Genomic DNA, 25,167 nt, shown 5'->3' on the forward strand with positions numbered 1-25,167 from the left:
TAGAACAACATTTTTAAGAAAAAGCTAGTTGTGCTAAACAGCGGAACACACACATATCCGCACGGTTAGCGCACCTTTTTTATGACCCTACGCAGTTTGTAGAAGTCATTATTTGACCGCCAATCGCCTGTAAACGGAAACACAGGCAGAGGAATATCAAATGAAACTTCTGTACACCCTAAATGAAAGACCGCCTCACGGCTTAACCTTCCTACTCGCATTACAGCACATGCTCGCCTCGATTGGTGGCATCGTCGCTGTTCCCCTTATTGTCGGCGCGTCAATTGGCTTGCCTAACACCGAGATCGTTTCGCTGATCAATGCTGCGCTGCTGGCGTCAGGTATTGTGACCGTCGCTCAATGTCTTGGTTTCGGCCCTGTCGGTATTCGATTGCCCGTGGTGATGGGTTCGAGCTTTGCCTTTTTGGGCGTCGCCATTTCAATCGGCAACGAAGGCGGTGTCGCCGCAATCATGGGCTCAGCGCTTATCGGCTCGTTCGTGGTGATTGGTGCCAGCTTCTATATGGACAAGGTTCGGAAACTGTTCCCAACCGTGGTAAGTGGTGTAGTGGTTACCTTAATCGGCTTAACCATTTTACCGGTTGCCATGAACTGGGTCGGAGACTCTCCTGCCAACACAGAACAATTCGCCACGCTGCCAAAGCTGTTTCTAGCACTGATCTCTTTGGGGATTGTGGTTGGCGTATCGGTTTACTGTAAAGGCGCGGTTGCCGCTTCGGCCATCGTGATTGGTTTAGCGGGCGGTTACATTGTGGCGCTATCACTCGGCATGGTCGACCTTGAGCAAATCAGCTCTGCCGCTTGGGTTGGTGGTCCTGAGCCCTTCAAATATGGCTTTACCTTTTCTGCGAGTGCCATCATCAGTATGAGCTTGGTGTACATCGTGGTTATCGCCGAAGCAACGGGGGACTTCATGGCATTAGGCAACAACTGCCAAACCCAAGTCAGCGGTAAAGACTTAAAACGTGGTCTTCTAGGCGATGGCCTTGGCAGTACCTTATCTTCAATTTTAACGGCAATGCCACTGGCATCATTCAGTCAAAACGTCGGTATTGTGGGTATCACAGGTGTAGCAAGTCGCTATGTTGTGGCTGCAACCGGTGGTTTTCTGATTTTAGGCGGCTTATTCCCGAAATTAGCCGCCATTGCCGTCACGATTCCGAAACCTGTTTTGGGTGGTGTGGGTTTCGTGATGTTCGGTATGATTGCCTACGCGGGTATCCGCATGTTGATCAAAGCCGCAGACACCAAGCGAAATGCCTTGGTAATCTGTGTTGGTTTAGCGTCTGGCTTAGCCGTCACTTTCGAACCAAGATTGCTGCAACACTTGCCGCATGACCTTGCGAACTTTCTTCACTCTGGCATCACTACCGGTACTATCATGACGGTTCTTCTAAACCTTGTGTTGCCGAAATCTTCACGAGCAGAAGAGCAAGAAGCGCTGGCCGAAAGCCAAGCGCAAGTTGAATTAGAAATGAAAGAACAAGCTGAAGAAGAGTTACAGTCAAACGACCAATTAGAGATTCAGCAAGCAAGCACAGAAGCAGATGTTCAAGCGGCATCAGAAAACCCTGAGCCAAAAACGAACTAACTGGTTCACTGACTAACGTAAGCCGATTTTCACAGAATCAGGGAATGATTAGAACATTGAACGTTTTAACGCCCCTGATTCGAATTTATCTATCAACAGCAAATACCAACAAAGACCCTCTTCCCTGAAAAGGCTGAGATGGCTAAGGACTACTATGAATGGAAACCATCTGGATTAAGAATCCTCTCGCAATCTACACTGGCTCACTAGCTGATGCAGAAGGCGGTATTGTCATTAAAGGTAATAAAATCATTGAGCTGGTTAGCAAACACAAAGAGCCAACCTTACCCGTAGATTACAGCGTCGACGCCTCTCGTCATGTTGTGACTCCTGGGCTTATCAATGCGCACCACCACTTCTATCAAACCCTAACGCGTGCCTACCCCCGCGCACTGAATAAAGAACTCTTCCATTGGCTACAAAGCCTCTATCCAGTTTGGGCCAATCTCGACTCAGAGATGATGAGCCTAGCTACAGAGCTGGCGCTAGTTGAGTTAATGATGTCGGGCTGCACCACAGCGTCAGATCATCATTACTTGCTACCTAACGGGCTAGAGAACGCCATCGATTTACAAGTCGAGGCGGCAGAGAAGCTTGGCGTGAGAGCGATATTTACGCGCGGCTCCATGAGCCTAGGGGAAGATGAAGGTGGGCTACCTCCACGACACACCATTCAAACCGAACAAACCATTATAGATGACAGCCAACGCTTGATTCGCGATTACCACCAGCGCGATGAAGGGGCGATGATTCAAATCGCACTCGCGCCTTGTTCGCCGTTCTCGGTCACCACCGATCTAATGAAAGAGACCGCCAAGATCAGTGAGCGTGAGAACGTGATGATGCACACTCACCTATGCGAAACGCTCGATGAAGAGGACTTCTGTATCGAGAAGTTCGGTCTACGCCCTGTCGATTACCTAGAAGATGTGGGCTGGCTGAATGAACGCACTTGGCTTGCACACGGCATTCACTTCAACCCAGAAGAGATCAAGCGCTTGGGTAAAGCAGGCATTGGCATCAGCCACTGCCCGACGTCCAACATGATGCTGGCTTCCGGTATTTGTAAGAACAACGACCTTGAAGCCGCTGGCGTAAAAGTCGGGCTAGGTGTTGATGGTTCGGCCTCCAATGACGGTTCGAACATGATTGCCGAAGTACGTATGGCGATGTATCTACAACGCCTGCAATATGGCTCTGCCAATGTTTCACACTTCGACGCGCTGCGCTGGGCAACGTCAGGATCGGCACGCGCAATGGGTAGAACGGATATCGGTACACTAGAGGTCGGTAAACAAGCCGACATCGCGATGTTCAAACTTGACGATATTCGTTTCTCTGGCAGCCACGATCCACTGGCTGCACTACTACTTTGTGGAGCTCAACAAGCGGATAAAGTGATGGTAGCCGGAAAATGGCGAGTTAACGATGGAGCAGTAATTGGAGTAGACATGGAGCAACTGATGCACCGCCACCATGCAGCTGCAATGAAGCTAGGTAAACTGGCGATGAATAATTAAATACTCTCTAACTAGAAAAGCGAAAAAAGGCCGACGTGATGTCGGCCTTGTTCATTCAGTTCGATTTTTAGAAACCGATTTACATCTTAATCCATCAAGCTCTTCGACTTAATCGCCTTCTTAGAAAGCTCTTTGGCAAAGGCTTTGATATCTGTTTCAAACTCATCGACGCTTTGGCGGATTTCATCCAGTTGAACGGTTTGCATTACACGGTTTTCCATTACGATTTGGCCGTTCACAATCGTCGTGTCGATGTTGCTTGGGTTCGCTTGGTAAACCAAGGTCGCGTAAGGGTCGTAATTTGGCATCATGTTCGCTGATGTTGTCTCTACAATCACGATGTCTGCCTTCTTACCTGCTTCAAGAGAACCGATTTGATCTTCCATGTGTAGGGCTTTCGCGCCACCTAATGTCGCCATCTCGATAACTTGCTCAGGAATCATGATAGTGCGGTCAGAATGCTTTAAACGTTGCATGTTCGCTGCGTAGCTTAATGTGCGCATGATATCGACTTGGTTAGAGCTCATTGGGCCATCTGTTCCTAAGCCTACTCGCATGTCAGCACGGTACATATCCCATGCTGGTGCGATGCCAGTTGCACCTTTAGCGTTCGCCATTGGGTTGTATGAGATCCCTGCGTCAGCTTGCTTTAGAAGCTTTTGATCGTTCTCCGAAAGATGGATACCGTGAGCAATGACTACGCGCTCGTCCAGCACACCAATTTCATCCATGTATTCGACTGGCGATGTTGCCTTAGTTTCATCTTTGATGCGTTTCTCTTCATTTGGGAATTCAGCAACGTGAATCAGCACCGGCACATCGTATTGAGCAGACAGCTTGTTGATTTCTTGCAGCTTATCTTTGCTCACGGTGTACACCGCATGTGGCGCATAAGCAGGCGTGATTAGCTCATCGTTTTTGTATTGTTCGATAAAGCCTTTGGCGTATTCAATGCCGCCGTAAGGTTCTTTGGCATCGACCACTGGGAACTTAATCACGGTTTCGCCGAGCACAGCGCGTAAGCCGACTTCTTTGGTCGCCTTGGCCATTTCATCCATGTGGTAATACATATCGGCATAAGTGGTTACACCGCTTTGTGCTAGTTCGATAGAGCCAAGCTTGGTTGCGTTGTAAATCAGTTCACGGCTTAGCTTTTCGGCTTCTAGAGGGAAGAAGTAAGCGAACAGACGATTCGAAATACCCTCTTCCCCTAAGCCACGAAACGCGATCATCGGTAAATGGTTGTGCGCGTTCACCATACCCGGCATGACGATTCCATCTTGAGCATCAATCACTTTTTCTGCGCGATATTGAGTCATTAAATCCTCGGTACCGACTGCGATGATCTGGTCGTTTTTCACTACAACAACACCATCTTCAATCACATCCATTTCTGAATTGATGGTGAGAACCTGTCCGTTGGTGATGATCAGATCAGCGTTGTATGTTTGCGTCGCGACCGTTGAACCGCAACCTGCAAGCAGAACTGCGCTGATGGTGCATGCCAAGCTTTTAAGCGTCATTGCTAAACCTTAATGTTGTGCGTGTAATATTGTTAGCGGCTTCATCTATAAGTTTCCAGCTTTTCGCTTTTCAGAAGAGTAAGTGCCGCCAATTTTCGCGATACTATAACCTGTCATTTAAATAAAATGGCATACCTAATCGAACCGAATTCAAGATAAATGAGTTATTGCACAACAGGTCACAAAAGAGGTTCTGTGCTTATAGTCACTCACACACCTAGATAAACGTTCAAACAACATTAGCTTTTCACACCACAGCCTTTAATCACTAACTGTGTGATGAACTGAGCGGCATCGGCATAGTCTTTATCATCGAGTTGGTCCTTCTGCATCACGCTGCAAATCTGCCAGCCAAAATCGGCGTAGGTTTGAGTTGCCGCCCAGATGGTAAACATCAGGTGATGAGCGGGAACATCGTCCATTAGGCCCTGCGCCGACCATGTCGAGAACTTATCAAGAATCATCTGGGATTGCTTATACAGCTCGTCACCAATCTCTTTCGGCAATACTTTAGCGCCAGACATCACTTCATTGGCAAATACCTTAGAGGCATGTGGATGATCGCGAGAAATGATCAGCTTGGTTTGAATATATTGAGACAAGGCTTCAACAGGATCGCTCAACTCTTCAATCGGACGAGACGCTTCTAGTAAAGGCTGAGTGACGGTTTCAAGCACAGCGTTGTAGAGCTTATCTTTTGAGCTGAAATAGTAGAAGACGTTGGGTTTGGGAATGTCGGCCGCTTTTGCGATATCAGCCATTTTTGTTGCGGCATAACCATGAGTGGCGAATTGTTCACACGCGACTTCGATGATTAAATCTTGATTCTTTTGTCTGATCCTAGACATATTGCATCCTTTACAGCTCGTTACTAAAATCATAGTAATCAACGTGCTTCATTAGTCCAGAAGATAATCTCAGAACTCAAGGTCACCGCATTGATAACAATAAAATGGCCGCTCTATTTGTTAAGAAGCGACCATTCCATACCGTGTTTTTGAACTGTTCAAGTTAAAGAATCAATATCGCGCGGAAGTCATTCACATTGGTCAGCGTTGGCCCCGTGGTTAGAAGCACATCGACTTGCTTGAAAAAATCGTAGCTGTTGTTCGCATCGAGATAGTCTTGCGCTTTAAGCGACAGGCTCGAACCTAGTTGCCATGTTTGAGGCGCGATCCATGCTCCCGCATTGTCTTCAACACCATCAATCCCGTCGGTATCAGCAGCCAATGCAAATATGTTGTCTTGGCCTTTAAGCTCGTTATACAAGCTCAACAAGAACTCACAGTTACGCCCACCGCGACCATTCCCTTTAACGGTTACCGTGGTTTCCCCGCCGGAAAGTATCACGCAAGGCGTCTCAAATGGGTGCTTGTTATTAGCCACTTGTTTGACTAGCGCAGCATGCACCTTCGCGACATCTCGCGCTTCTCCCTCTATGCAATCACTCAACACATAAGCGGGAATACCCAAGCCTTCAGCTTCTGCAGCAGCGGATTCCAATGCCGACATTGGTGTCGCGATAATATGGTGCTCCGCGTTCTTCCAACATACGTCATCTGGCTTTACGGTTTCTGACTCTGGATTATTTAACCATTCAAATGCCGTGCGTGGTGTTTCTATTTGGTAACGCTCTAAAATTGCCATCGCATCAAAACGCGTGGTGGTGTCGGGTACGGTTGGGCCAGAGGCAATCACACTGATGTCATCGCCCGGCACATCTGAAATCGCCAGTGACACAACCCTTGCAGGATACGCGGCTTTTGCTAGTCGCCCCCCTTTTATCGAAGATAGATGTTTGCGAACACAATTCATCTCATCAATAGCGGCGCCTGATTTGAGCAGCGCTTTATTTATTTGTTGCTTCTCCGCCAAGCTGATGTCGCCACCGGGCAGACTTAGCAAAGCGGAACCGCCACCCGACAGTAGGCAAATAACCGTGTCATCTGCGCTCAAGCTACTCACCAATTGCAGCATACGTTGGCTCACTTCTAAGCCCATCGCATCTGGCACGGGGTGCGCTGCTTCAATCACCTCAATGTGTTCGCAAGGGGCGGTGTGCTCATAACGAGTCACCACCAAGCCTTCAAGGTCACGCAGTGCAAGGTCTTGTTGTTTCTTTGCCTGCCAAACCGCTTCCAGCTCGGCGGCCATCGACGCGGCTGCTTTTCCTGCCCCGATAACGACAGTTCGCCCAGCTTGGTTAGCAGAGCGATAAAAAATGTCTTGAGGAAGAAAAGGTTCGATGTGATTTTTAGGTAGCGCCTGATTAACAGCACTTGAGAAAAGGGTTTGCAGAAACTGCTTAGCATCAATGTCCATCAGCCACTCCTTAGTTGACGGAGAAAAAAAGAACCCCAATACAAGGCCAAAGGGTGCCTGCTAAGATCAAGTTGGAAAGGAACAACTTCAACCTCTGCCCTGTATCAGGAACGCGTATAAAAGGAGACGAAACTACGCGATTTATAAACAAACTGTTGGGCTACGCATCGATAGCAGCCCTAATTAATTAACGGATAATCGGTTGATTGACTAACCACTAAACGGACAAACCGTTAACTAGATTAACGAATCGAGTGATCAGAACGTTTCTCAATCGCCTGGATAAGCGCAGAGTGATCCCAACCTTCGCCGCCCATTTCGGCACACTCGCCAAATAGCTCTTGTGCATTTGCCGTATTCGGCAGTGCAACCCCTAGCTCTTGTGCGCCCGTTAGCGCAAGATTCAGGTCTTTCTGGTGAAGTGAGATTCTAAAGCCAGGATCAAATGTGCCTTCAACCATACGCTCGCCATGCACTTCCAAGATCTTAGAGTTAGCAAAGCCACCTAATAGCGCCTGACGTACGCGTGCTGGATCAGCACCTGCTTTCGAAGCAAAGACTAACGCCTCAGACACGGCTTCGATATTCAGAGCAACAATGATCTGGTTCGCCACCTTACAGGTTTGACCCGCACCGTTGTCGCCCACCAGCGTAATATTCTTACCCATGATTTCAAATAGCGGACGTGCTTTGTCAAAGGCGTCTTGCTCACCGCCCACCATGATAGTCAGCGCTGCATTAATAGCGCCTACTTCGCCACCTGATACCGGTGCATCAAGGTATGAAGCACCACCTTCATTGATTCGCGCTGCAATCGCTTTGGTTGCGATTGGTGAGATTGAACTCATATCGATAACCAGTTTTCCAGCAGCGCCACCGGCGGTAAGGCCTTGCTCGACGCCATTGTCACCAAACAGGACGTCTTCTACTTGAGGGGTATTCGGCACCATTAAGATAATGATATCTGCTGCTTCAGCCGCTTCCGCGGGTGAATGACAGACCGTTGCGCCCGCTGCCACAAGATCAGCAGGTGCTGCATTAAAGTGATCAGACAGAATCAAATCGTGACCTGCTTTTTGAAGGTTACTCGCCATAGGTTTACCCATGATGCCAGTTCCGATAAATGCAATTTTAGACATGTTGTTCTCCTTAACGTTTGAGGGTTACCAGACGCAATTAACGGTACTGGTGCAGCCAACCAAGGCCTTCTGTCGTTGTCGTTTTAGGTTTATATTCGCAGCCCACCCAGCCTTGATAACCAAGCTCATCAAGATAGTTGAGCACGAATGGGTAGTTGATTTCGCCAGTACCCGGTTCGTGTCGGCCTGGGTTATCCGCCAGTTGCACGTGTGCAATTTGACCAATGTTCTGTTGCATGGTCGGCGTAAGATCGCCTTCCATAATTTGCATATGATAAATATCGTATTGGATAGAAAGGTTATCGCTCCCTACCTCTTTGATGATCGCTTTAGCTTGCTCTGTGGTATTCAAGAAGAAGCCCGGAATATCGCGGGTATTGATCGCTTCTATCACTAAGCTGATGCCTTCTGCTGCTAGCGCGTTCGCCGCGTAATGCAGGTTAATCACAAACGCTGATTGCGCGTCTTGTTGGGTCACACCTTGTGGAACAATCCCGGCCAAGCAATTCACTTGAGCACAGCCGAGCGATTTTGCGTAAGCGATGGCTTTAGGTACACCCGCTTGAAACTCTTCAACTCTTGCTGGGTCTACCGCGATACCGCGGTCGCCAGCGTCCCAATCACCCGCAGGCAAGTTAAATAGCACTTGCTCTAGGTTGTTAGCCTCGAGCTTTTGTTTAATCTCATCCGCATCAAAGGCATATGGGAAAAGGTATTCGACACCTTGAAAGCCCGCTTCTGCGGCAGCTTCAAAGCGATCCATAAAATCAACTTCCGTGAATAACATTGACAAGTTTGCTGCAAATTTTGCCATGACTCTGTCCTTATTCTTTATTTGGTGAAACTATGACTGTTTAGTGAAGCAACGGTTATTTGATGGAGCTACGGTTGCTTAGTAAGGCTCCGATTTCTTGGAGACTTTCCGTAGAGCTAAACCTCAGCTCTACGTATACACATGACTTAATGATTACTTGTACGCTAACGCTGTTGGGGCATCGCCACGGCTTTCGGCAAGTGGCTCAAATTCGTTGATGGCATTGATCTCTACGCCCATCGCAATGTTGGTTACTCGCTCAAGAATCAGCTCAACGACCACTGGCACCTTGTGCTTGTTCATCAGCTCTTTGGCTTGCTCAAACGCTGCCGCAATTTGCTCTGGTTCACGAACTCGAATTGCCTTACAACCTAGGCCTTCAACAACGGCAACATGGTCAACACCGTAGCCTTCAAGCTCTGGTGCATTCTGGTTATCGAACGCCAGTTGTACACAATAGTCGATATCAAATTGGCGCTGTGCTTGGCGAATCAAACCTAGATACGAGTTGTTCACCAACACATGAATGTATGGCAGATTGAATTGCGCGCCGACGGCCAGTTCTTCAATCATGAATTGGAAATCATAGTCACCAGAGATAGCGACAATGTCGCGATTTGGATCGGCCGCTCGTACACCCAATGCGGCTGGTGTTGTCCAACCCAATGGGCCAGCTTGACCACAGTTGATCCAATTACGCGGCTTATAAACATGTAGGAACTGAGCGGCAGCAATTTGCGACAAACCAATGGTGCTCACATAACAAGTGTCACGACCAAATGCCTTGTTCATCTCTTCATAAACACGCATCGGTTTCATTGGCGCTTCATCGAAATTGGTTTTACGCAGCATGGTCGACTTGCGTTCCTGACACTCACTTGCCCATGCATTTCGGTTCAGCAGTTTGCCAGCGTCACGCCACTCTTGTGCCACTTCAACCATTAGCTCTAGCGCTGCCTTGGCATCAGAGACTATGCCTAAATCTGGGCAGAACACGCGGCCGATTTGGGTTGGTTCAATATCAACGTGAACAAACTTTCGGCCTTCAGTGTAAACATCGACAGAGCCGGTATGACGGTTTGCCCATCGGTTACCGACACCAAACACAAAGTCAGAGTTGAGCATGGTTTCGTTGCCGTAACGGTGAGACGTTTGTAGCCCTACCATGCCTGCCATTAATTCATGATCATCTGGGATCGAGCCCCAACCCATCAAGGTTGGAATCACAGGAACTCCAGTGATCTCGGCAAACTGTTGCAACAATTCAGACGCACCAGCATTAATCACGCCACCGCCCGATACAATCAGCGGTTTCTCCGATTGAGACATCATGGTTAATGCTTTCTCAACCTGCGCGCGAGTTGCTTGCGGTTTGTAAGGTTCTAGCGGTTCATAGGTATCGATATCAAACTCAATCTCAGCCAGCTGAACATCAATCGGTAGATCTATCAGGATTGGCCCCGGGCGACCCGAACGCATCAAATGAAAGGCTTTTTGAAATGCGCGTGGCACTTGTGCAGGTTCCAGCACCGTGGTTGCCCATTTAGTGACTGGTTTAGCGATAGATTCAATGTCGACCGCTTGGAAATCTTCTTTATGAAGACGAGCACGGGGCGCTTGGCCTGTGATACATAGAATTGGAATCGAATCAGCAGACGCAGAATAAAGACCCGTGATCATGTCCGTTCCCGCAGGACCAGAAGTACCAATACACACACCTATATTGCCTTGATTGGTACGTGTGTACCCTTCAGCCATATGGGATGCACCCTCTACGTGACGAGCTAAGACGTGGTCGATTCCTCCGAGCTTTTTCATAGCCGCATACATAGGGTTTATTGCTGCGCCGGGAACACCAAATGCGATGTCTACACCTTCACGTTTAAGCACTTCTACCGCTGCATCAATCGCTTTCATAATTGCCATTCGAACCTCCAGTTCAGATTGTATACAATTAAACTAACTTTTGTGTACTATGAACCATCCTCGCTATTTATCAACCCCAGAATGAAACAATTTTGTTACATCAACCCATCACATTAAGTACGCACTCATCCTGAAAAGCTTACAATTCATTGCTTTACATAAAATATCTTTACGTAAAAATAAATTACAAAAAGACCAAATGATAAATAAATGTTAAATACCGTTTGCTTGTTTACAATTTCTACAATATAAATATCCTTAAAAAGAGCATTTTGTATACAAAGTTACATCGTATTGTTCAAAGGAGACAACAATGATGAATGACGTAAAAGAGAGAGAAGAAGTACAGTGTATGCAGGTACTCGGGAATATGGACAACTCCGAGTACAAAGAGATCTTGTCTAAAGATGCATTAAAGTTCTTAGAAGCCCTTGTTAATAAGTTTGGAGATCGCCGTCATACCCTGCTAAATGACCGCGACATAAAACAAGCTCAATATGACAACGGCGAGTTACCCAATTTCAGAAAGGACACCATCTCCATTCGTCAGAATAAAGAGTGGAAGGTAGCAACACCGCCACCAGAGCTACTGGATCGCCGCGTAGAGATCACCGGCCCTATCGAAAGAAAAATGGTGATCAACGCGCTAAACTCAGGCGCGAAAGTCTTCATGTGTTGTTTTGAAGATGCGTCTTCCCCGACTTGGGCCAATATGGTCGAAGGGCAAATCAACCTAAGAGACGCCAACCTTGGCACCATTAGCTACTTCGATGAGAAGAAGCAGAAGCGTTACCAATTAAACGACGATCCTGCACTGCTGATCGCACGCCCACGAGGGATCCACCTTCCTGAGCAATCCATCCAATTCAACAATCAGCCTATCGGCGGTTGCTTGATGGACTTCGCCTTGTACTTTTTCCATAACTATCAATCACGAGCACAACAAGGTTTAGGGGTTTACTACTACATTCCCAAGCTTGAGAGCATGGAAGAAGCACAGTGGTGGGACGATATTTTCAGCTTCACCGAAAACTATTTCCACGTACCCAAAGGCACCATTCGTGCGACGGTTTTGATTGAGACGCTTCCAGCCGTATTCCAAATGGAAGAGATCTTGTACGCAATGCGTGATCATATCGTGGCAATGAACTGTGGCCGTTGGGATTACATCTTCAGCTACATCAAAACGCTGAAAAACCATAAAGACCGCATCCTGCCTGACCGCCACGGGATCGGCATGGATCAAGAGTTTCTAAATGCCTATAGCCAACTGTTGGTGCGTACTTGTCATGCTCGCGGCGCACTGGCGATGGGTGGTATGTCGGCCTTTATTCCAGCGAAAGATCCGCAAGAAATGGCGCGTGTAACCGCCAAGGTTATCGAAGATAAGCAAAGAGAATCTCAGAACGGACACGACGGCACATGGGTCGCGCACCCTGCACTGGTTGATTTGGCAATGTCGATCTTTGATAAGCACTTAGATGGCAAAGTAAACCAAATGGATTTTCAAAGCCCGGAGCATGTGATCAATGCAGACTCGTTGCTAAAGCCTTGTGAGGGCAGTCGCGACGAAGTAGGAGTACGTAAGAATATACGCATCGCGCTGTATTACATCGAAGCTTGGATTCAAGGCTACGGTTGTGTGCCTATCTACGGGCTAATGGAAGATGCCGCCACCGCAGAGATCTCAAGAGCCAATATTTGGCAATGGATCCACCACGGCGTCACGCTTGATGACGGCCAAACCTTTACCAAGCAACTATTCCACTCTTGGCTTTACCAGGAGTTAGACACGATAAAACATGAAGTCGGAGACTCGCGCTATTCAGCTGGTCGATTTGAAGAGACAGCTGATCTTTTCTATCAACTTTCTACAGCCGAAGAGTTCGCCGCCTTCCTAACTTTACCCAGCTATGGGCTATTACAAGAGTCCAGTTAGGACTCTTGTACCGAGCTGAATCAGTCGATGATATTCACAACAAGCGTAATGATTGGCTGACTTAGCTTGGTACACGGCCCCTTGAAAAACTAGGAGATAACATGGGAAGTTTGACTCTACAACAAGCGTTAACCATCATTGATGGCACCTTAAAAGCAGGAAACAAGATCCACACAGAACCTTTGACGGTCGCCGTCTTAGACAGCGGTGGCAAGCTGATTTCTCTGCAACGTCAAGACGGCTCTAGCATGATGCGACCAGACATCGCGATTGCTAAAGCGTGGGGAGCACTCGCACTGGGTTGTTCCTCTAGAAAACTCGCCCAAGATGCTGATAATCGACCAGCATTTATCTCCGCCGTAAACGTGCTCGCACACGGAAACATGGTACCAGTACCAGGGGGGCTACTGATTCGAGATAAGGACAAAACGGTACTTGGCGCGATTGGGGTCAGCGGTGACATTTCAGACATTGATGAAAGCTGCGCCATTAATGGTATTGGCTGCGCAGAACTGTTCAGTGATGAGATGCTGCAAGCTTAACTCGCTAACTCTCTGTACTTGAAATTCTTAGACAGGAACAAAAAAACCGAAGCGATTAGGCTTCGGTTTTTTATTGAATCTAAAGGAAGATCAGAAAAACTACTCGTACGCACTCAACCATGTTTTCAGCAGCTGGTTAGTATTTTTCTTCTGGCTCGCAGACAGAGATTTCACAAGCTTCTTCTGCGTTTCAACATGCTCAGTCATCATTTGGTCAATCAGAATAAGACCATCTTTAGTTAACTGGACACTCACGCTGCGTCTGTCTTCTTTGCTGTGTTCACGACTGATCAGCCCTTTGGCTTCTAGCTTATCAAGGCGATTGGTCATCGCGCCAGATGTCAGCATCATGGATCCAATCAGTTCAGATGGCGTCAGTCGGTAAGGCTTCCCAGAACGTCGCAACGTCGCCAGCACATCAAACTCACCCAGCTTCATGTCGTATTTTTTATGAAGCTCGGCAACTTGCGTCTCCATATACTTGGCAATACGCATAATCCGACCCATCATTGCCATAGGCTCAGTATCTAGTTCGGGCTTTTCCTTTGCCCATTGCTCTACTACGCGGTCGATAGCATCCATTTGCAATCTCGCTCCGTTGTTAGTCTGATTACTTCAAACTAGTTTAACATAAAGATACTTTACAACCACTAGTTCTCAGTATACAGTTCACACAATAGTTATCTTAACGTAAAGATATTTTAAATGAACATATTATTAGCAATGATCCCCGCGTTCTTTTGGGGAACAACCTATGCAGTGACGCAATTTACGCTACAGGAGTGGCCACCATTATTATTGGGTGCTTTGCGTGCGTTACCTGCTGGTTTGTTATTGCTAGCAGTAAAACCAACACTGCCTAAAAAAGGCGAGTGGCAAATCATTTTCACACTGGGCCTTATCAATATCGCGACCTTCTTTGGCTTGATCTTCGTGATGGCGCTAACGCTGCCTTCGGCAATCTCTGGCGTGGGTATGATCTCTGTGCCAGTGTTCGCGATGATCTTCCACTGGGTAGTGAAAAAACAGCGCCCGCATCTGATTCAGGCCCTTTCGGGTATTGGCTTGATCACCTTAGCGTGGATACTGTTTAACCCAAGCCAAATTGCTCTGAACCCAATCGGTTTAGGCGCAATGTTCGCCGCAATAATGTGTATTGTCATCGGCAGCAGCATTACCAAGTCACTGGGTAACCGCATGCACTGGTGGAAGGTATTAACGTGGCAGTTGATTCTGGGTGGTACGATTTTGTCTGTCGCGTCTGGCGTTCATGCATTCATCGACCCGCAGCCTTATGTTAATGCCGTGACTCATTTCGATACTCGTAATGCTATGGGACTCGTGTGGGTGATTGGCCTAAACACAGCGCTGGGTTACGGCATGTATGTGTGGTTGCTACAACGTATGTCGGTGGTTGATTTCACCTTCGGTGGAATCGCAAACCCAGTGGCTGGCATCGTGACAGGCATGGTGTTAATGGGTGAATCATTCACTGCAGTACAATACTCACTAATGACCGGCATGATAGTGATGTCACTGCTACCACAACTTATCCTTGCGGTAAGACAACCCAAACAAGTTAAGCCTGTTACGCAGTAGACGCAGCCTCTTAAACGTATTGCTCAAAAACGCGCCTCATTAAGGGCGCGTTTTTTGTTGCTACGCTAACAGCAATAACCCAACAGCCATACTCGTTGAGTTGACCATTCCTTAAGTTAAATTAAACCTCACAAAGAACAATGACTTTACTTTAACTATCTAAAGCGAATTTATTTTCTATAAAATAATCATACTAGAGATTTAATTTCCACAAAAACTCAAATTAGAGATAAAAAGACAAAACTTTTCTCCGACTACCTTTCTATACTGTGCCACGTCATTAAGGCGCGACAAGCCTATGATTTAAAATAATTATTAATGAGTAGTCACCATGAATTCGAAGTCGCTAACTATTTTGCTTTTTGTCTCTGTTTGCTTAATTTGGGGAACCACTTGGTTCGCGATGGAAGTAGCATTGCATTCTATCCCACCTATTTTTGCTACTGCGTTGCGCTTTTTACTTGCAGCACCTCTGCTTGCAGTATTGGCGAAAGTCTTCAACCAACCACTGCTGTTCCCTAAAGGTAAGCGCCAATGGCTGCTTATTGTTGCGTTGATGTATTTCGCGATTCCGTTTACGTTGATGATCTATGGCGAGCAATACATCTCTTCAGGTTTAGCGTCGATCATCTTCGCCAACATGCCTGTGGCTGTGATGTTGATGTCTGGCTTATTCTTAGGTCTACGACTAGCGAAGCACCAGATATTCGGGTTGATCGCTGCTGTTGTGAGCCTATGTCTAATCCTTGGTAATGAAATGCAGATGGGTGGCGATGACTACCTAATTGGCACGGTTTGCTTAGGCCTTGCTGTTGCGATTCACGCAGTGATGTATGTGCTGGTTCAAAAGCACTGCAAAGGCATTGAAGTACTAACCTACAACGCCGTACCGAGCCTAATTGCAGCTCTATTCTTGTTCGCTGTTTCAGCTATAGGTGAAAACGTGAATATTGAATCTTTCACTTGGGATTCAATCTCTGCTGTGGTTTACCTAGGCTTTGTGGCGAGTGTTGGCGGCATTGTTGCTTACTTTAAATTAGGTCAGGTTTCGACACCTTTCCAAGCATCTATCGGCTTCCTAATTTTCCCTGTGGTTGCACTACTGATCTCTTGTTACATCAATGGTGAGGTTCTATCTGAACAGTCACTTGTAATGATGATTCCTCTACTTTGCGGCATCCTGCTAACCAAAGCACCAAAGGGAATCTTCAAGCTGCGTACCGAATTAAAAACCGTAAGAAACTGATCCGCGTGAAACCTATTTTGCGGATTAGATATACATATCCCACATAAACAAAAAGCTCCAATATCACTATTGGAGCTTTTTGCTTATTTCATAATATCGAGACCAACATTAGCGCCAGCTAAACATTCGCACTTCGTTGCCCTCTTCAGGTTTCTTCGGAATGTTTAAAGATAGCGCTAGAGAAACCACGGCCATCACTGCACCAATATAGAAAACCGTTGCAGGAGAAGACAACCAAATCACACCAAACACCACTGGAATAACGACCGCTGCAATATGATTGATGGTGAAAGAGACACCAGCGGTTGATGCCATGTCAGCCGGATCTGCAATTTTCTGAAAGTAAGTTTTGATCGCTAGTGCCAATGCAAAGAACAAATGATCGACCACGTAAAGTGCTGCCGCCCACTCTGCGTTTTGCACTAAGCCATAACCGACAAATACACCAATCAAACCGACATACTCGAAAATCAGCGCCTTACGCTCACCCACCACACCAATAAATCGACCAATACGTTTTGCGAACAAGAAGTTAAATAGGTAGTTGATTAAGAACAATAGCGTTATGTCAGCTGCCGAGTAACCGAATTTCTCTACCATCAGAAAGCCTGCAAACACGGTGAAGATTTGTCTTCTCGCACCGCTCATAAACGTTAGCGCGTAGTAGAGCCAGTAACGCTTCCGCAGTACCAACTTCTTATTCTGTGGCGTCTTGGTTTGAAACTCAGGGAAGCCAAAGGTCATCACCAAAACTAAAACAAAACCAATTCCGCCAGTGATGCCATACACCCAAGCAAAGTCGAGTTTGAGTTGCTCTAACATCACCCAAATAGAGCCATAAGTGATTAAAGATGCCAACGCGCCAACGGAGATCATCTTACCTAACATCTCTGGTGCTTCTTCTTTACTCAACCATTGTAGTGACAAAGACTGCTTCAGCGTTTCAAAATAGTGGAAGCCCGTCGACATCAAAATCGTAGTCAGCAACAGACCAGTGAGTGAAGGGAACAGACCCGTAATCGCGGTGCCTACAGTGAGCATCGCTAGCGATATCAACATAAAGCGTTGTTCACGTATGAAGGCCAGCACAAACACTACGGTAAACGCTAAGAAACCAGGTATTTCACGAACACTTTGCAGTAAACCAATATCCGCACCATCAAAGTTCGCTTTTTCAATCACGAAGTTATTAAGCAGTGCCATCCAGCTCGAAAACGCGATAGGGACAACAATCGAAATCAGTAATAAAAAGTTTTGCGGCGTTTTCCAGCTCGCAGTTCTATCGAACATTGACGGACTCCTGTTCGTCTAATTGAGTAAGCACTCGTAAGGTCAACTGCTCAGTATACGGGTTAATCTTCCAATGCTCTGGGCTCCAGCCTTTTACGAAACGTTGGAAATCGGCCCACGCCACGTAAAACATTGGTCGCCATGCTGCTTCTACCTCATCAAATGAAAGGTGTGGCTGATAGTACGCCAATGCCTCTTTCAAGTAGTGGAAGTAAGCATCTAGTACTTCTGATTCAAGCTCTGCGCAATCTTGTGGCCTAATCGCGCTGCTCATGAACAAGGCGACGTCTTTCATCGCACAGCCGTAACCCACATATTGGAAATCGACCGCAGCTGCTCGCTCGCTTTCAGAATCAAAACAAAAATTGGCGAGCTTGGCATCGCCATGGACTAAGGTTTGATATGGACACTCTTTGAGTAAACGGTCGATGTGCTTGGCTTGATTCTTCAATGGTAAATCAGCCAAGGCATTGAGCTCATCAGGACGTGTATCTAGATGCCAATAAGTACCGACTTGCCACAATGATGACAACTGCTCTTGATTGATATTGATATGCTTTGCGTGAAAGTTAGCGAGCCATTTAAGGCAAGCATCGCGTTGTTTTTGCTCTTCTCGTGTGTAACTAGGTGCCTGATAGTCAGAAGCAGCAAGAACATCAAAATGAGAGGTTAACGGAAAACCTATATCCGCTAAGTCTTGCATCACAATCAGCCACTCATTCTCTTCTAGTTCACATTGCAGCCCAACAGGTACAAGGCAGCGCTCATCCCATTGTTGGGTGAATGACTGATACCAAGCTGTTTCCACTTGGTAAGAGTGTACCTTTCGTTGGTGAGAGAGTTTGGTATTCCAACCCTTTGGGTGTTCAGCTTTATCTGGCAACGCGACATGTTTAACAATCACACTCTTGAGTTCCGCACTGCTTTCTTGAGAAAAGACTAAGCGAACTAACTCGCCATATCCACCCCATAGGCGTTGAATCACTTGGACATCAAACCCTTCATGACAACCCAGCGAGGTCGCTATTTTTTGATAAAGCTCATTTTGATAAAACTCTTGTTGATAAAGCTCTGGCTGATTTTGACTTGAACCCGCTTCAGGTTGAGCTCGATTATTCGACGATATTGATTGAGACATATTACTCGTTGTTATGCTTTATCGGATAGAAGGTGTGACCACTGTGGCTGCCTATTCATGTAGTGAACCACATAGCTACAAACCGGCACAATTTTGAAGCCCGCTTGTTCAATTTCAGGCAATACCGACTCCATCATCACCTTCCCAAAGCCCTTGCCTTGCAGTTCATCAGGAATGCGTGTCGACGTGATATGTAGTACATCTCCGTCCTTTTGATACTTAACGACCGCGAACTGGTTGGGTTCTAACTCTACCGTGATCTGGTTCACTTCTTGATCCCATTTTACTGCCTGCATTCTCAACTCCTGCAAATAATTGATACGACAAACAATAAAAGTTTGAAGTATGAGTTCCTTGTAATAGACTAGCGCAAGTGCATATAAATAAAACTAAGTACTTACAAACACAGCAAATAATTCAGTGCAATCGGCTTAATATAAAATCAGCAATGATAAAAGGCACTCTATAAATCTATGTGAGTACGTCCACTAAATCTAGCACGTAATAACCCCTTGTTAGCAAGTTACCAATATAACTAACAGACGCATGTTGGCGCATGGAGAACATATAATGAACGCACCCCTGAAGAAGCCTTTGGAGCATAATCAGGCACTTCAAGACCCTCGTAATCGCACCGTTTCCACTATCAATAGCACTGATGCACTGGCCATGATTGAGCACGGCAGTGAGCTGACATTAAATGTCTCGACTCCCGTTGGCACGAAGTTTCTCGCCACCACCAGGTTTATCGGAACGCACAGTGATAACTGTATTGTGGTTGAGGTTCCCGAGGTATCCAATGAAGATCTGAACTTTTTCTTTCAAGAAGGTTTTTGGATGACCGCTCGTGCGTATTCTCTACGAGGTGAAGGCGCGCTTATCCACTTTAGAAGCCAAATTCACCATAAGATTGGTGAACCCTTCCCTATTCTTGTACTTTCAACACCAAGCACGATGCAAGTGACTCAGCTGCGTAAAGAAACACGCTATGAAGTGAATCTGGCTTCAAGAATCATCTTCAACGACCAGCGAGCAAACTGTGAGATAAGAGACTTATCGAAAAGTGGTTGTCGTTTCGTTACCTCACCAACCTCTCGTGCGATTCAGATTGCCGATCGCGTGTCTATTGAGATAACCCCTGAGAACTACAACGGCCCACTGATTCCGCCATTGCGAGGCATCGTCTGCAATCTACAGAAATCGACACACTACGCTCGATACGGTGTCGAATTTGATGATATTGGCCGAGCTAACGCCAAACACTTGTTGGCAAAACTGAAGTTCGATGGCACCAAGCTTTGCTTACGAAATGGGTAACGCCTTTTAACACGCGACTTTCACCGAATACAGCAAGCTGACCAAATACAAATAGCTCACTGGCAAACTAAACCTCAACCAACAAAAAAGCCATCGACTCTAGAATCGATGGCTTTTGCGTTTTAGCTGTTTGTTTATTTGTTTAGCTATCTAGATATTCAAACTATTTGCGCAGTGCGTTCAGTTTAGCTTGGGCGATACCAAAGATAGTATCAATTGGATAGCTACCCTCATCACTTGCTTCACCAGCGGCTTTGCCTGTGAACAGCTCAATCGCCTCTGTTACATGGTCAATCGCCCAGATATTAAACTCGCCCTTTTCAACCGCTTTCACGATATCGCTACGCAGCATCAGGTTGTGAACATTTGAACGCGGGATGATCACCCCTTGTTCGTTTGAACGCCCTTTGATTTCACACACATCAAAGAAACCTTCAATTTTCTCGTTCACACCACCAATAGGCTGAGACTCACCAAACTGGTTCATCGAGCCTGTAATCGCGATGTCTTGACGGTTTGGCTGCTTAGAAAACGCTGACACCACCGCACAGAACTCAGCCATACTCGCACTGTCACCATCGACGCCACCATACGATTGTTCGAAGGTGATGTTAGTGGTGAGCGGGACTTTGGCTGTCTTGCCAAATACGGAAGAAAGGTAAGCCGACAAGATCATCACGCCTTTTGAGTGAATGCTGCCACCTAAGTCTACGTTTCTTTCGATATCAATCACTTCACCATCGCCGTAAGCCGTGGTGGCAGTAATTCGGTTTGGCGCACCGAACATGTGATCGGTGGTGCTTAATACAGACAGAGCATTCACTTGCCCAACCGCCTGACCATCAACATGGATCAGTGTTGTGCCGTTGGTAAACGTCTCCATTACGCTGTCTTGCAATCGTCCTACACGCATCTGTTGGTTCGACAGTGCTTGGTCGACGTGGGTAGAACGAATCAGGTTCGATTTCGCCCCTCTCGCGACGTAGTTAGACTCACGAAGCAGGTTCGCAATATGTGCCGAATGCAGCGATAGCTTGCCTTGGTCACCGGCCTGACGTGAGCTGTGCTCAATGATGCGAGCAATCGCTTTGCGATCACAATGCAGCATATTGTTGTCGTGCACGATACTCGAAATAAAGCGCGCGTAGTGCATTTCAGAATCGGGAGTACGCTTCATCTCATCTTCAAAATCGGCCGTCACACGGAACAATTCACCAAACTCTGCATCGTAGTGTTGCAGCAGTTGGTAAGTTCGGTAGTCGCCAAACAGGATGATCTTGACGTCCAATGGAATCGGCTCTGGATCAAGCGATACCGCGCCCGTTAAGGTCACCTCTTTCTCTAATGAAGTGAAGCTCAATTGACGTGAACGCAGCGCTCGTTTCAAGCCTTCCCAAACGTACGGCTGCTCAAGTACCTTCACCGCATCCATCAGCAATACGCCACCGTTAGCTCTGTGTAAGCTACCTGCACGAATCAATGAGAAGTCTGTAAAGACAGTGCCCTTGAACGTTGCCGTTTCTACATAGCCAAACAGAGAGTGATAATTTGGATTCTCTTCCACCACGATCGGCAGAGTCTCCTCCTTTTGGCTCACAATCACGTTAACCTTGTAGCGACGCGGCATTTTCTTATCCAAAGAAGCGGTTGCAACTTCGGCTTGCTCAGTGCTCTCTTCTAAGAAGATGTCAGCGTTGTCGACAATGTCTTTACGCAGTGCCGTTAGGTACTTTTTAATGTCTGGATATTGGCTGTAATCCTTCTTCAATTGCTTGATGAAGTGCGTGATCACGTCTCGCGCCGTATCATCATTCAGTTTTTGAATTTTCTCAGTGTACGTTTCTTCAAGTTCCGTCAACTCACGAGAAATGGTTCGCAGACCGACTTCCAATCCATCAATGGTTTTATCGAACTGGTCTTGCTCTTCTGGCGAAAGCAGATCGAAGCTCTCTTCGGTATGAAGATCATCCCCATTCATGGCCACAAACTGGTAATCACCCTGAGTGGTGATCGTCAGGTTAATGCCCTTGTCTTTCGCTTCTTGGCTAATGCTTTCTAACGCGGCTTGTTGCTTAGCTGCTAATTGGTTTTTAAGCCTATCAGCACGGCTAAAGTACATCTCGTTATCAAACGCTAGAGGCATACCTTTCAGCAATTTACGCATTAGCTTTTCAATATCTTGCTTTAAGCTGCTGCCAACGCCACGAGGTAATTTCAGTACCTTAGGTGTACGAATATCTTCAAAGTTCGCGATATAACACCAATCAAAAAGCTCCTGCACTTCTTGAGGGTGACGGTTCAGATAGCGCAAGATCATGGTGCGTTTACCCAGACCATTTCGCCCTATCGCATAAATGTTGTAACCCTTTTCCTTGATTGACATCGCGAACTCAACGGCTTTTTGTGCCCGTTCCTGCCCGACGATTTCGTCAATTGGAGCCAGTTCTTTGGTCGACTTACATGGTAGCTTATCTAAATCCGCTACCTGATACAGCTGTTCTGTATTGAGTCTTTGCATCGCCATCGCCGCCTCCTTAGTCCTTCATTACTTGGGTGTAGATAAAATCAGTGTAGATGTAATTTCCCACAAATTTAGTGACTTACGCTACACAGCTGTTCAACTGAACAAATAACACACAATTTAAGCCATTTTTAGGAATAGCTCGTCATTTAATTCACCAACTTAACATGTGAATGATTTTAATTTGCAATTGATAATAAATATCATTAACATTTTCTGATATTATAAATTGAGGATGTGGATATGGAAATTGAACGATGCTGGATGCACTACCTAAAAGCTGAACAGTTAATGGAACAAGGTCACTGGCCAGAAGCACAACGCCTTTATGGTGATGTTCTAACCTCACTTCCTCATCACATCCAAGATGCAGCATACCAAAGCGATATCAAGCCTTGCCAATTTGCCTGCTTGCTTGCTTGCCGGGTTAAGAGACGCGAGCGTCGCTCAATCAGAGATACTCAACCGATTAGGTCAGCACCAACAAGCCTTCGATACCTTGAATCAATCTTACGCTCTGATGCAATTTATCTCTCTGGAGAACACTGAGCTGATTCAACGTACCTTTGGATTATTGGAAAAGCAGAGCGAAGGTTTGCTCAATCACCTGATCGCTTTTTGCAGCGCTCAGCGCAGTTCGCATTGGATGCTCGAACTAGAACAAATTCAACGTGCTCATCACCATTTTGGGCAACTTAAAACAACGTCAGAAGTTCAATCTTCACCTAATGTCTTAAATTGATAAGGATATATCATGTCGGACCGGGCTCTTCTTAAAGTCAATAACCTCTCCGTTAGCTTCAAAACCAACGATGGAATCGTTGATGCGGTGAAAAAGGTTAACTTTACCCTTAAATCCAGCGAAACCTTGGCCATTGTTGGTGAATCAGGTTCAGGTAAATCAGTCTCTTCTAACGCACTCATGCGTTTGCTCCCTGATAACGCCATCATTGATGCTCAATCTGAAATAGAATTTGAGGGGCAATCAATACTTGGCAAGACTGAACGAGAAATGCAGTCGATTCGTGGCGACAGAATCGGCATGATCTTTCAAGAGCCGATGACATCTTTGAACCCATACCTGCGCGTCGGCATTCAAGTGGCAGAAGCTATTATGTGGCATCGTAAAGTGTCAAAGTCTCAAGCCAAACAGCGAGTGATTGAGCTGTTTAATCTTGTGCACTTGCCAATGCCAGAAAAGTCGTACACCAAGTACCCTCACGAATTTTCGGGTGGTCAGCTGCAACGCATCATGATCGCAATGGCGCTGATTAATGAACCGGATATCCTGATTGCTGACGAGCCTACAACTGCATTAGATGTAACGGTTCAAGCTGAAGTGCTTGCTCTTATCAAAGAGATCCAAGGCAAGATGGGAATGGCAATTTTGTTCATCACCCATGACTTAGGTGTGGTGAAACACTTTGCAGACCGCGTGCTAGTGATGTGTAAAGGTGAGCTCGTAGAAGAAGGGATGACTCAATCTTTGTTCGATAGTCCTAAACATGATTACACAAGAATGCTCATTAACTCGATTCCGAAAGGCGCTAAGGTTCCTGTTGAGGCGACAGCCCCAGAACTATTGTGTGCTGACGACATCCGAGTTCAGTTCTTGGTGAAATCACACTTTATCAAGAGTAAAAGCCAGTACTTCGAAGCCGTAAAAGGCATTTCGTTGAATCTTAAGCAAGGCGAAACGCTAGGCATTGTTGGTGAATCTGGTTCAGGTAAATCAACCCTTGGACGTGCATTAATCGGCTTGCTGCCGAGTACCGGACGTATTGTTTACAAAGGCCAAGACGTTAGCTTATTAAATGATAAAGAGCGTCACAAGCTCAAGAAAGATGTCCAAATGGTGTTCCAAGATCCTTATGGTTCTTTATCACCACGCATGACAGTTGGGGAAATCATCACCGAAGGCTTAACGGTGCATCAACCTCATCTATCCAAGCAAGAACGTTTAGAAAGAGCGCGCAAAGCATTGATTGAAGTTCGCTTAGAGCCGAATTCAATAAACCGTTATCCACATGAGTTCTCTGGCGGGCAAAGACAACGTATCGCGATTGCTCGCGCACTGATTCTAGAGCCCTCTTTCATTTTGCTGGATGAACCGACTTCAGCACTCGATCGCTCAGTACAACTGACCGTGATTGACCTGCTGAAAGACATTCAAGCCAAGCACAATATCGGCTTCCTGTTCATCAGCCACGATCTCTCGGTAGTGAAAGCACTGTCGGATCGCGTACTGGTGATGCAGAAGGGCGAAGTAATGGAAGAAGGGTCTGCAGAAGAGATTTTCAATGCGCCGAAAAACAACTACACCAAGAAATTAATCGCTGCGTCATTCGACTTAGAAGATAAATCGAAAAAAAATGCCGCATAAAGGGAACTAATCAACATTAACAGCGTCTTATAATTACATTCTGAATAATCTCCTAATGGATTGAAATCTAGAATGGATATAGCAAAACTGGTTTGGCCGCCAAAAGAGAAATGTCGCATGGATGCGACATTTTTCGTTTCTGGCGTATATGAAAAATCAACTCAGTGATTCGCGCCAGTGATTATGAAGGTTTGCTAAAATTAACGGACTTTAAACAGAGTTCGCTGGTAGTCGTCGTAGTCGAAGAGCGGCTTAGTTCAACTCGTTTTTGGACAAAAGTGTTTTAGTAACATTGTTAACCTAGCAATCAATAAGTTAGCTAAAAAGCCACAAAGA

General features: G+C 46.3%; 19 protein-coding genes and 1 pseudogene. 9 read left to right on the forward strand and 11 right to left on the reverse strand.

Annotated elements, in window-relative coordinates:
• The first annotated feature begins 160 nt into the window (after nt 1-160).
• Both AB6E54_RS04615 and AB6E54_RS04620 read left to right on the forward strand, forming a co-directional pair.
• On the forward strand, nt 161-1,612 hold the full coding sequence (locus AB6E54_RS04615; protein WP_372106749.1) for a nucleobase:cation symporter-2 family protein: 1,452 nt from the start codon (nt 161-163) through the stop codon (nt 1,610-1,612).
• A gap of 158 nt (nt 1,613-1,770) precedes the next feature.
• Nucleotides 1,771-3,132, forward strand: a complete 1,362-nt coding sequence (locus tag AB6E54_RS04620) for an 8-oxoguanine deaminase (RefSeq protein WP_372106748.1) — start codon at nt 1,771-1,773, stop codon at nt 3,130-3,132.
• Nucleotides 3,133-3,218: 86 nt separating this feature from the next.
• Here the strand turns inward: AB6E54_RS04620 and AB6E54_RS04625 are convergent, their stop codons facing one another.
• From AB6E54_RS04625 to gcl, 6 genes are all read right to left on the reverse strand, one after another.
• Complete coding sequence (locus AB6E54_RS04625) at nt 3,219-4,655, reverse strand: amidohydrolase (RefSeq protein ID WP_136982323.1); 1,437 nt, start codon at nt 4,653-4,655, stop codon at nt 3,219-3,221.
• A gap of 239 nt (nt 4,656-4,894) precedes the next feature.
• Nucleotides 4,895-5,503, reverse strand: coding sequence for a TetR/AcrR family transcriptional regulator (locus AB6E54_RS04630; protein ID WP_102332259.1), 609 nt, complete (start codon nt 5,501-5,503; stop codon nt 4,895-4,897).
• A gap of 163 nt (nt 5,504-5,666) precedes the next feature.
• Entirely contained in the window at nt 5,667-6,977 is a 1,311-nt protein-coding gene (locus tag AB6E54_RS04635) for a glycerate kinase (RefSeq protein ID WP_372106746.1), read from the reverse strand.
• Nucleotides 6,978-7,219: 242 nt separating this feature from the next.
• Nucleotides 7,220-8,116 carry a 2-hydroxy-3-oxopropionate reductase gene (locus AB6E54_RS04640; protein WP_017105663.1) on the reverse strand — a complete coding sequence of 299 codons (897 nt, stop codon included), beginning with the start codon at nt 8,114-8,116 and terminating at the stop codon, nt 7,220-7,222.
• A 37-nt stretch (nt 8,117-8,153) separates the two neighbouring features.
• A complete protein-coding gene (gene hyi / locus AB6E54_RS04645) occupies nt 8,154-8,930 on the reverse strand; it encodes a hydroxypyruvate isomerase (protein ID WP_017065018.1) in 777 nt (258 codons plus the stop codon).
• Between the two features lie 153 nt (nt 8,931-9,083).
• Nucleotides 9,084-10,856, reverse strand: coding sequence for a glyoxylate carboligase (gcl, locus tag AB6E54_RS04650; RefSeq protein WP_372057740.1), 1,773 nt, complete (start codon nt 10,854-10,856; stop codon nt 9,084-9,086).
• Between the two features lie 313 nt (nt 10,857-11,169).
• Between gcl and aceB the strand changes: the two genes are divergently transcribed.
• Nucleotides 11,170-12,795 carry a malate synthase A gene (gene aceB / locus AB6E54_RS04655; RefSeq protein ID WP_017067102.1) on the forward strand — a complete coding sequence of 542 codons (1,626 nt, stop codon included), beginning with the start codon at nt 11,170-11,172 and terminating at the stop codon, nt 12,793-12,795.
• A gap of 101 nt (nt 12,796-12,896) precedes the next feature.
• A complete protein-coding gene (locus AB6E54_RS04660) occupies nt 12,897-13,337 on the forward strand; it encodes a heme-binding protein (RefSeq protein WP_008220964.1) in 441 nt (146 codons plus the stop codon).
• Between the two features lie 99 nt (nt 13,338-13,436).
• Here AB6E54_RS04660 and AB6E54_RS04665 read toward each other — a convergent pair whose 3' ends face one another.
• A complete protein-coding gene (locus AB6E54_RS04665; protein ID WP_136982344.1) occupies nt 13,437-13,919 on the reverse strand; it encodes a MarR family winged helix-turn-helix transcriptional regulator in 483 nt (160 codons plus the stop codon).
• A gap of 123 nt (nt 13,920-14,042) precedes the next feature.
• Here AB6E54_RS04665 and AB6E54_RS04670 point away from each other — a divergent pair, with 123 nt between their 5' ends.
• Together AB6E54_RS04670 and AB6E54_RS04675 are read left to right on the forward strand one after the other, a co-directional pair.
• Nucleotides 14,043-14,936, forward strand: coding sequence for a DMT family transporter (locus AB6E54_RS04670; RefSeq protein WP_017065021.1), 894 nt, complete (start codon nt 14,043-14,045; stop codon nt 14,934-14,936).
• 331 nt (nt 14,937-15,267) lie between these two features.
• On the forward strand, nt 15,268-16,182 hold the full coding sequence (locus tag AB6E54_RS04675) for a DMT family transporter (protein WP_372057738.1): 915 nt from the start codon (nt 15,268-15,270) through the stop codon (nt 16,180-16,182).
• Nucleotides 16,183-16,290: 108 nt separating this feature from the next.
• On the opposite strand, the gene AB6E54_RS04680 is transcribed toward AB6E54_RS04675, so the two are convergent.
• Genes AB6E54_RS04680 through AB6E54_RS04690 form a run of 3 tightly spaced genes read right to left on the reverse strand, consistent with a single transcriptional unit; the run spans nt 16,291 to nt 18,906 of the window.
• Complete coding sequence (locus AB6E54_RS04680; RefSeq protein ID WP_065584807.1) at nt 16,291-17,472, reverse strand: MFS transporter; 1,182 nt, start codon at nt 17,470-17,472, stop codon at nt 16,291-16,293.
• Nucleotides 17,462-18,610: a phosphotransferase gene (locus AB6E54_RS04685; RefSeq protein WP_372106745.1), complete on the reverse strand. Its 1,149-nt coding sequence runs from the start codon at nt 18,608-18,610 to the stop codon at nt 17,462-17,464. The genes AB6E54_RS04680 and AB6E54_RS04685 overlap by 11 nt, the downstream gene beginning before the upstream one ends.
• Nucleotides 18,611-18,621: 11 nt before the next feature.
• Nucleotides 18,622-18,906: a GNAT family N-acetyltransferase gene (locus AB6E54_RS04690; protein WP_004732803.1), complete on the reverse strand. Its 285-nt coding sequence runs from the start codon at nt 18,904-18,906 to the stop codon at nt 18,622-18,624.
• A gap of 274 nt (nt 18,907-19,180) precedes the next feature.
• Here AB6E54_RS04690 and AB6E54_RS04695 point away from each other — a divergent pair, with 274 nt between their 5' ends.
• Nucleotides 19,181-19,927, forward strand: coding sequence for a flagellar brake protein (locus AB6E54_RS04695; RefSeq protein ID WP_017067648.1), 747 nt, complete (start codon nt 19,181-19,183; stop codon nt 19,925-19,927).
• Between the two features lie 163 nt (nt 19,928-20,090).
• Here the strand turns inward: AB6E54_RS04695 and AB6E54_RS04700 are convergent, their stop codons facing one another.
• Nucleotides 20,091-22,451, reverse strand: a complete 2,361-nt coding sequence (locus AB6E54_RS04700) for a Lon protease family protein (protein WP_137001363.1) — start codon at nt 22,449-22,451, stop codon at nt 20,091-20,093.
• A gap of 240 nt (nt 22,452-22,691) precedes the next feature.
• Here AB6E54_RS04700 and AB6E54_RS04705 point away from each other — a divergent pair.
• Nucleotides 22,692-23,190 (forward strand): annotated as a pseudogene (locus AB6E54_RS04705) (hypothetical protein).
• Nucleotides 23,191-23,202: 12 nt separating this feature from the next.
• Nucleotides 23,203-24,831 carry an ABC transporter ATP-binding protein gene (locus AB6E54_RS04710; protein ID WP_372057737.1) on the forward strand — a complete coding sequence of 543 codons (1,629 nt, stop codon included), beginning with the start codon at nt 23,203-23,205 and terminating at the stop codon, nt 24,829-24,831.
• Nucleotides 24,832-25,167 lie beyond the last annotated feature (336 nt).

It is taken from the genome of Vibrio sp. 10N.247.311.49 (assembly GCF_041467655.1).
GTDB lineage: Bacteria > Pseudomonadota > Gammaproteobacteria > Enterobacterales > Vibrionaceae > Vibrio > Vibrio crassostreae_C.

Bases quoted from the DNA above. Each gene is read 5' to 3' on its own strand.
- AB6E54_RS04615 (WP_372106749.1), top strand. From the start codon at position 161: ATGAAACTTCTGTACACCCTAAATGAAAGACCGCCTCACGGCTTAACC.
- AB6E54_RS04620 (WP_372106748.1), top strand. From the start codon at position 1,771: ATGGAAACCATCTGGATTAAGAATCCTCTCGCAATCTACACTGGCTCA.
- AB6E54_RS04625 (WP_136982323.1), bottom strand. From the start codon at position 4,655: ATGACGCTTAAAAGCTTGGCATGCACCATCAGCGCAGTTCTGCTTGCA.
- AB6E54_RS04630 (WP_102332259.1), bottom strand. From the start codon at position 5,503: ATGTCTAGGATCAGACAAAAGAATCAAGATTTAATCATCGAAGTCGCG.
- AB6E54_RS04635 (WP_372106746.1), bottom strand. From the start codon at position 6,977: ATGGACATTGATGCTAAGCAGTTTCTGCAAACCCTTTTCTCAAGTGCT.
- AB6E54_RS04640 (WP_017105663.1), bottom strand. From the start codon at position 8,116: ATGTCTAAAATTGCATTTATCGGAACTGGCATCATGGGTAAACCTATG.
- hyi (WP_017065018.1), bottom strand. From the start codon at position 8,930: ATGGCAAAATTTGCAGCAAACTTGTCAATGTTATTCACGGAAGTTGAT.
- gcl (WP_372057740.1), bottom strand. From the start codon at position 10,856: ATGGCAATTATGAAAGCGATTGATGCAGCGGTAGAAGTGCTTAAACGT.
- aceB (WP_017067102.1), top strand. From the start codon at position 11,170: ATGATGAATGACGTAAAAGAGAGAGAAGAAGTACAGTGTATGCAGGTA.
- AB6E54_RS04660 (WP_008220964.1), top strand. From the start codon at position 12,897: ATGGGAAGTTTGACTCTACAACAAGCGTTAACCATCATTGATGGCACC.
- AB6E54_RS04665 (WP_136982344.1), bottom strand. From the start codon at position 13,919: ATGGATGCTATCGACCGCGTAGTAGAGCAATGGGCAAAGGAAAAGCCC.
- AB6E54_RS04670 (WP_017065021.1), top strand. From the start codon at position 14,043: ATGAACATATTATTAGCAATGATCCCCGCGTTCTTTTGGGGAACAACC.
- AB6E54_RS04675 (WP_372057738.1), top strand. From the start codon at position 15,268: ATGAATTCGAAGTCGCTAACTATTTTGCTTTTTGTCTCTGTTTGCTTA.
- AB6E54_RS04680 (WP_065584807.1), bottom strand. From the start codon at position 17,472: ATGTTCGATAGAACTGCGAGCTGGAAAACGCCGCAAAACTTTTTATTA.
- AB6E54_RS04685 (WP_372106745.1), bottom strand. From the start codon at position 18,610: ATGTCTCAATCAATATCGTCGAATAATCGAGCTCAACCTGAAGCGGGT.
- AB6E54_RS04690 (WP_004732803.1), bottom strand. From the start codon at position 18,906: ATGCAGGCAGTAAAATGGGATCAAGAAGTGAACCAGATCACGGTAGAG.
- AB6E54_RS04695 (WP_017067648.1), top strand. From the start codon at position 19,181: ATGAACGCACCCCTGAAGAAGCCTTTGGAGCATAATCAGGCACTTCAA.
- AB6E54_RS04700 (WP_137001363.1), bottom strand. From the start codon at position 22,451: ATGGCGATGCAAAGACTCAATACAGAACAGCTGTATCAGGTAGCGGAT.
- AB6E54_RS04710 (WP_372057737.1), top strand. From the start codon at position 23,203: ATGTCGGACCGGGCTCTTCTTAAAGTCAATAACCTCTCCGTTAGCTTC.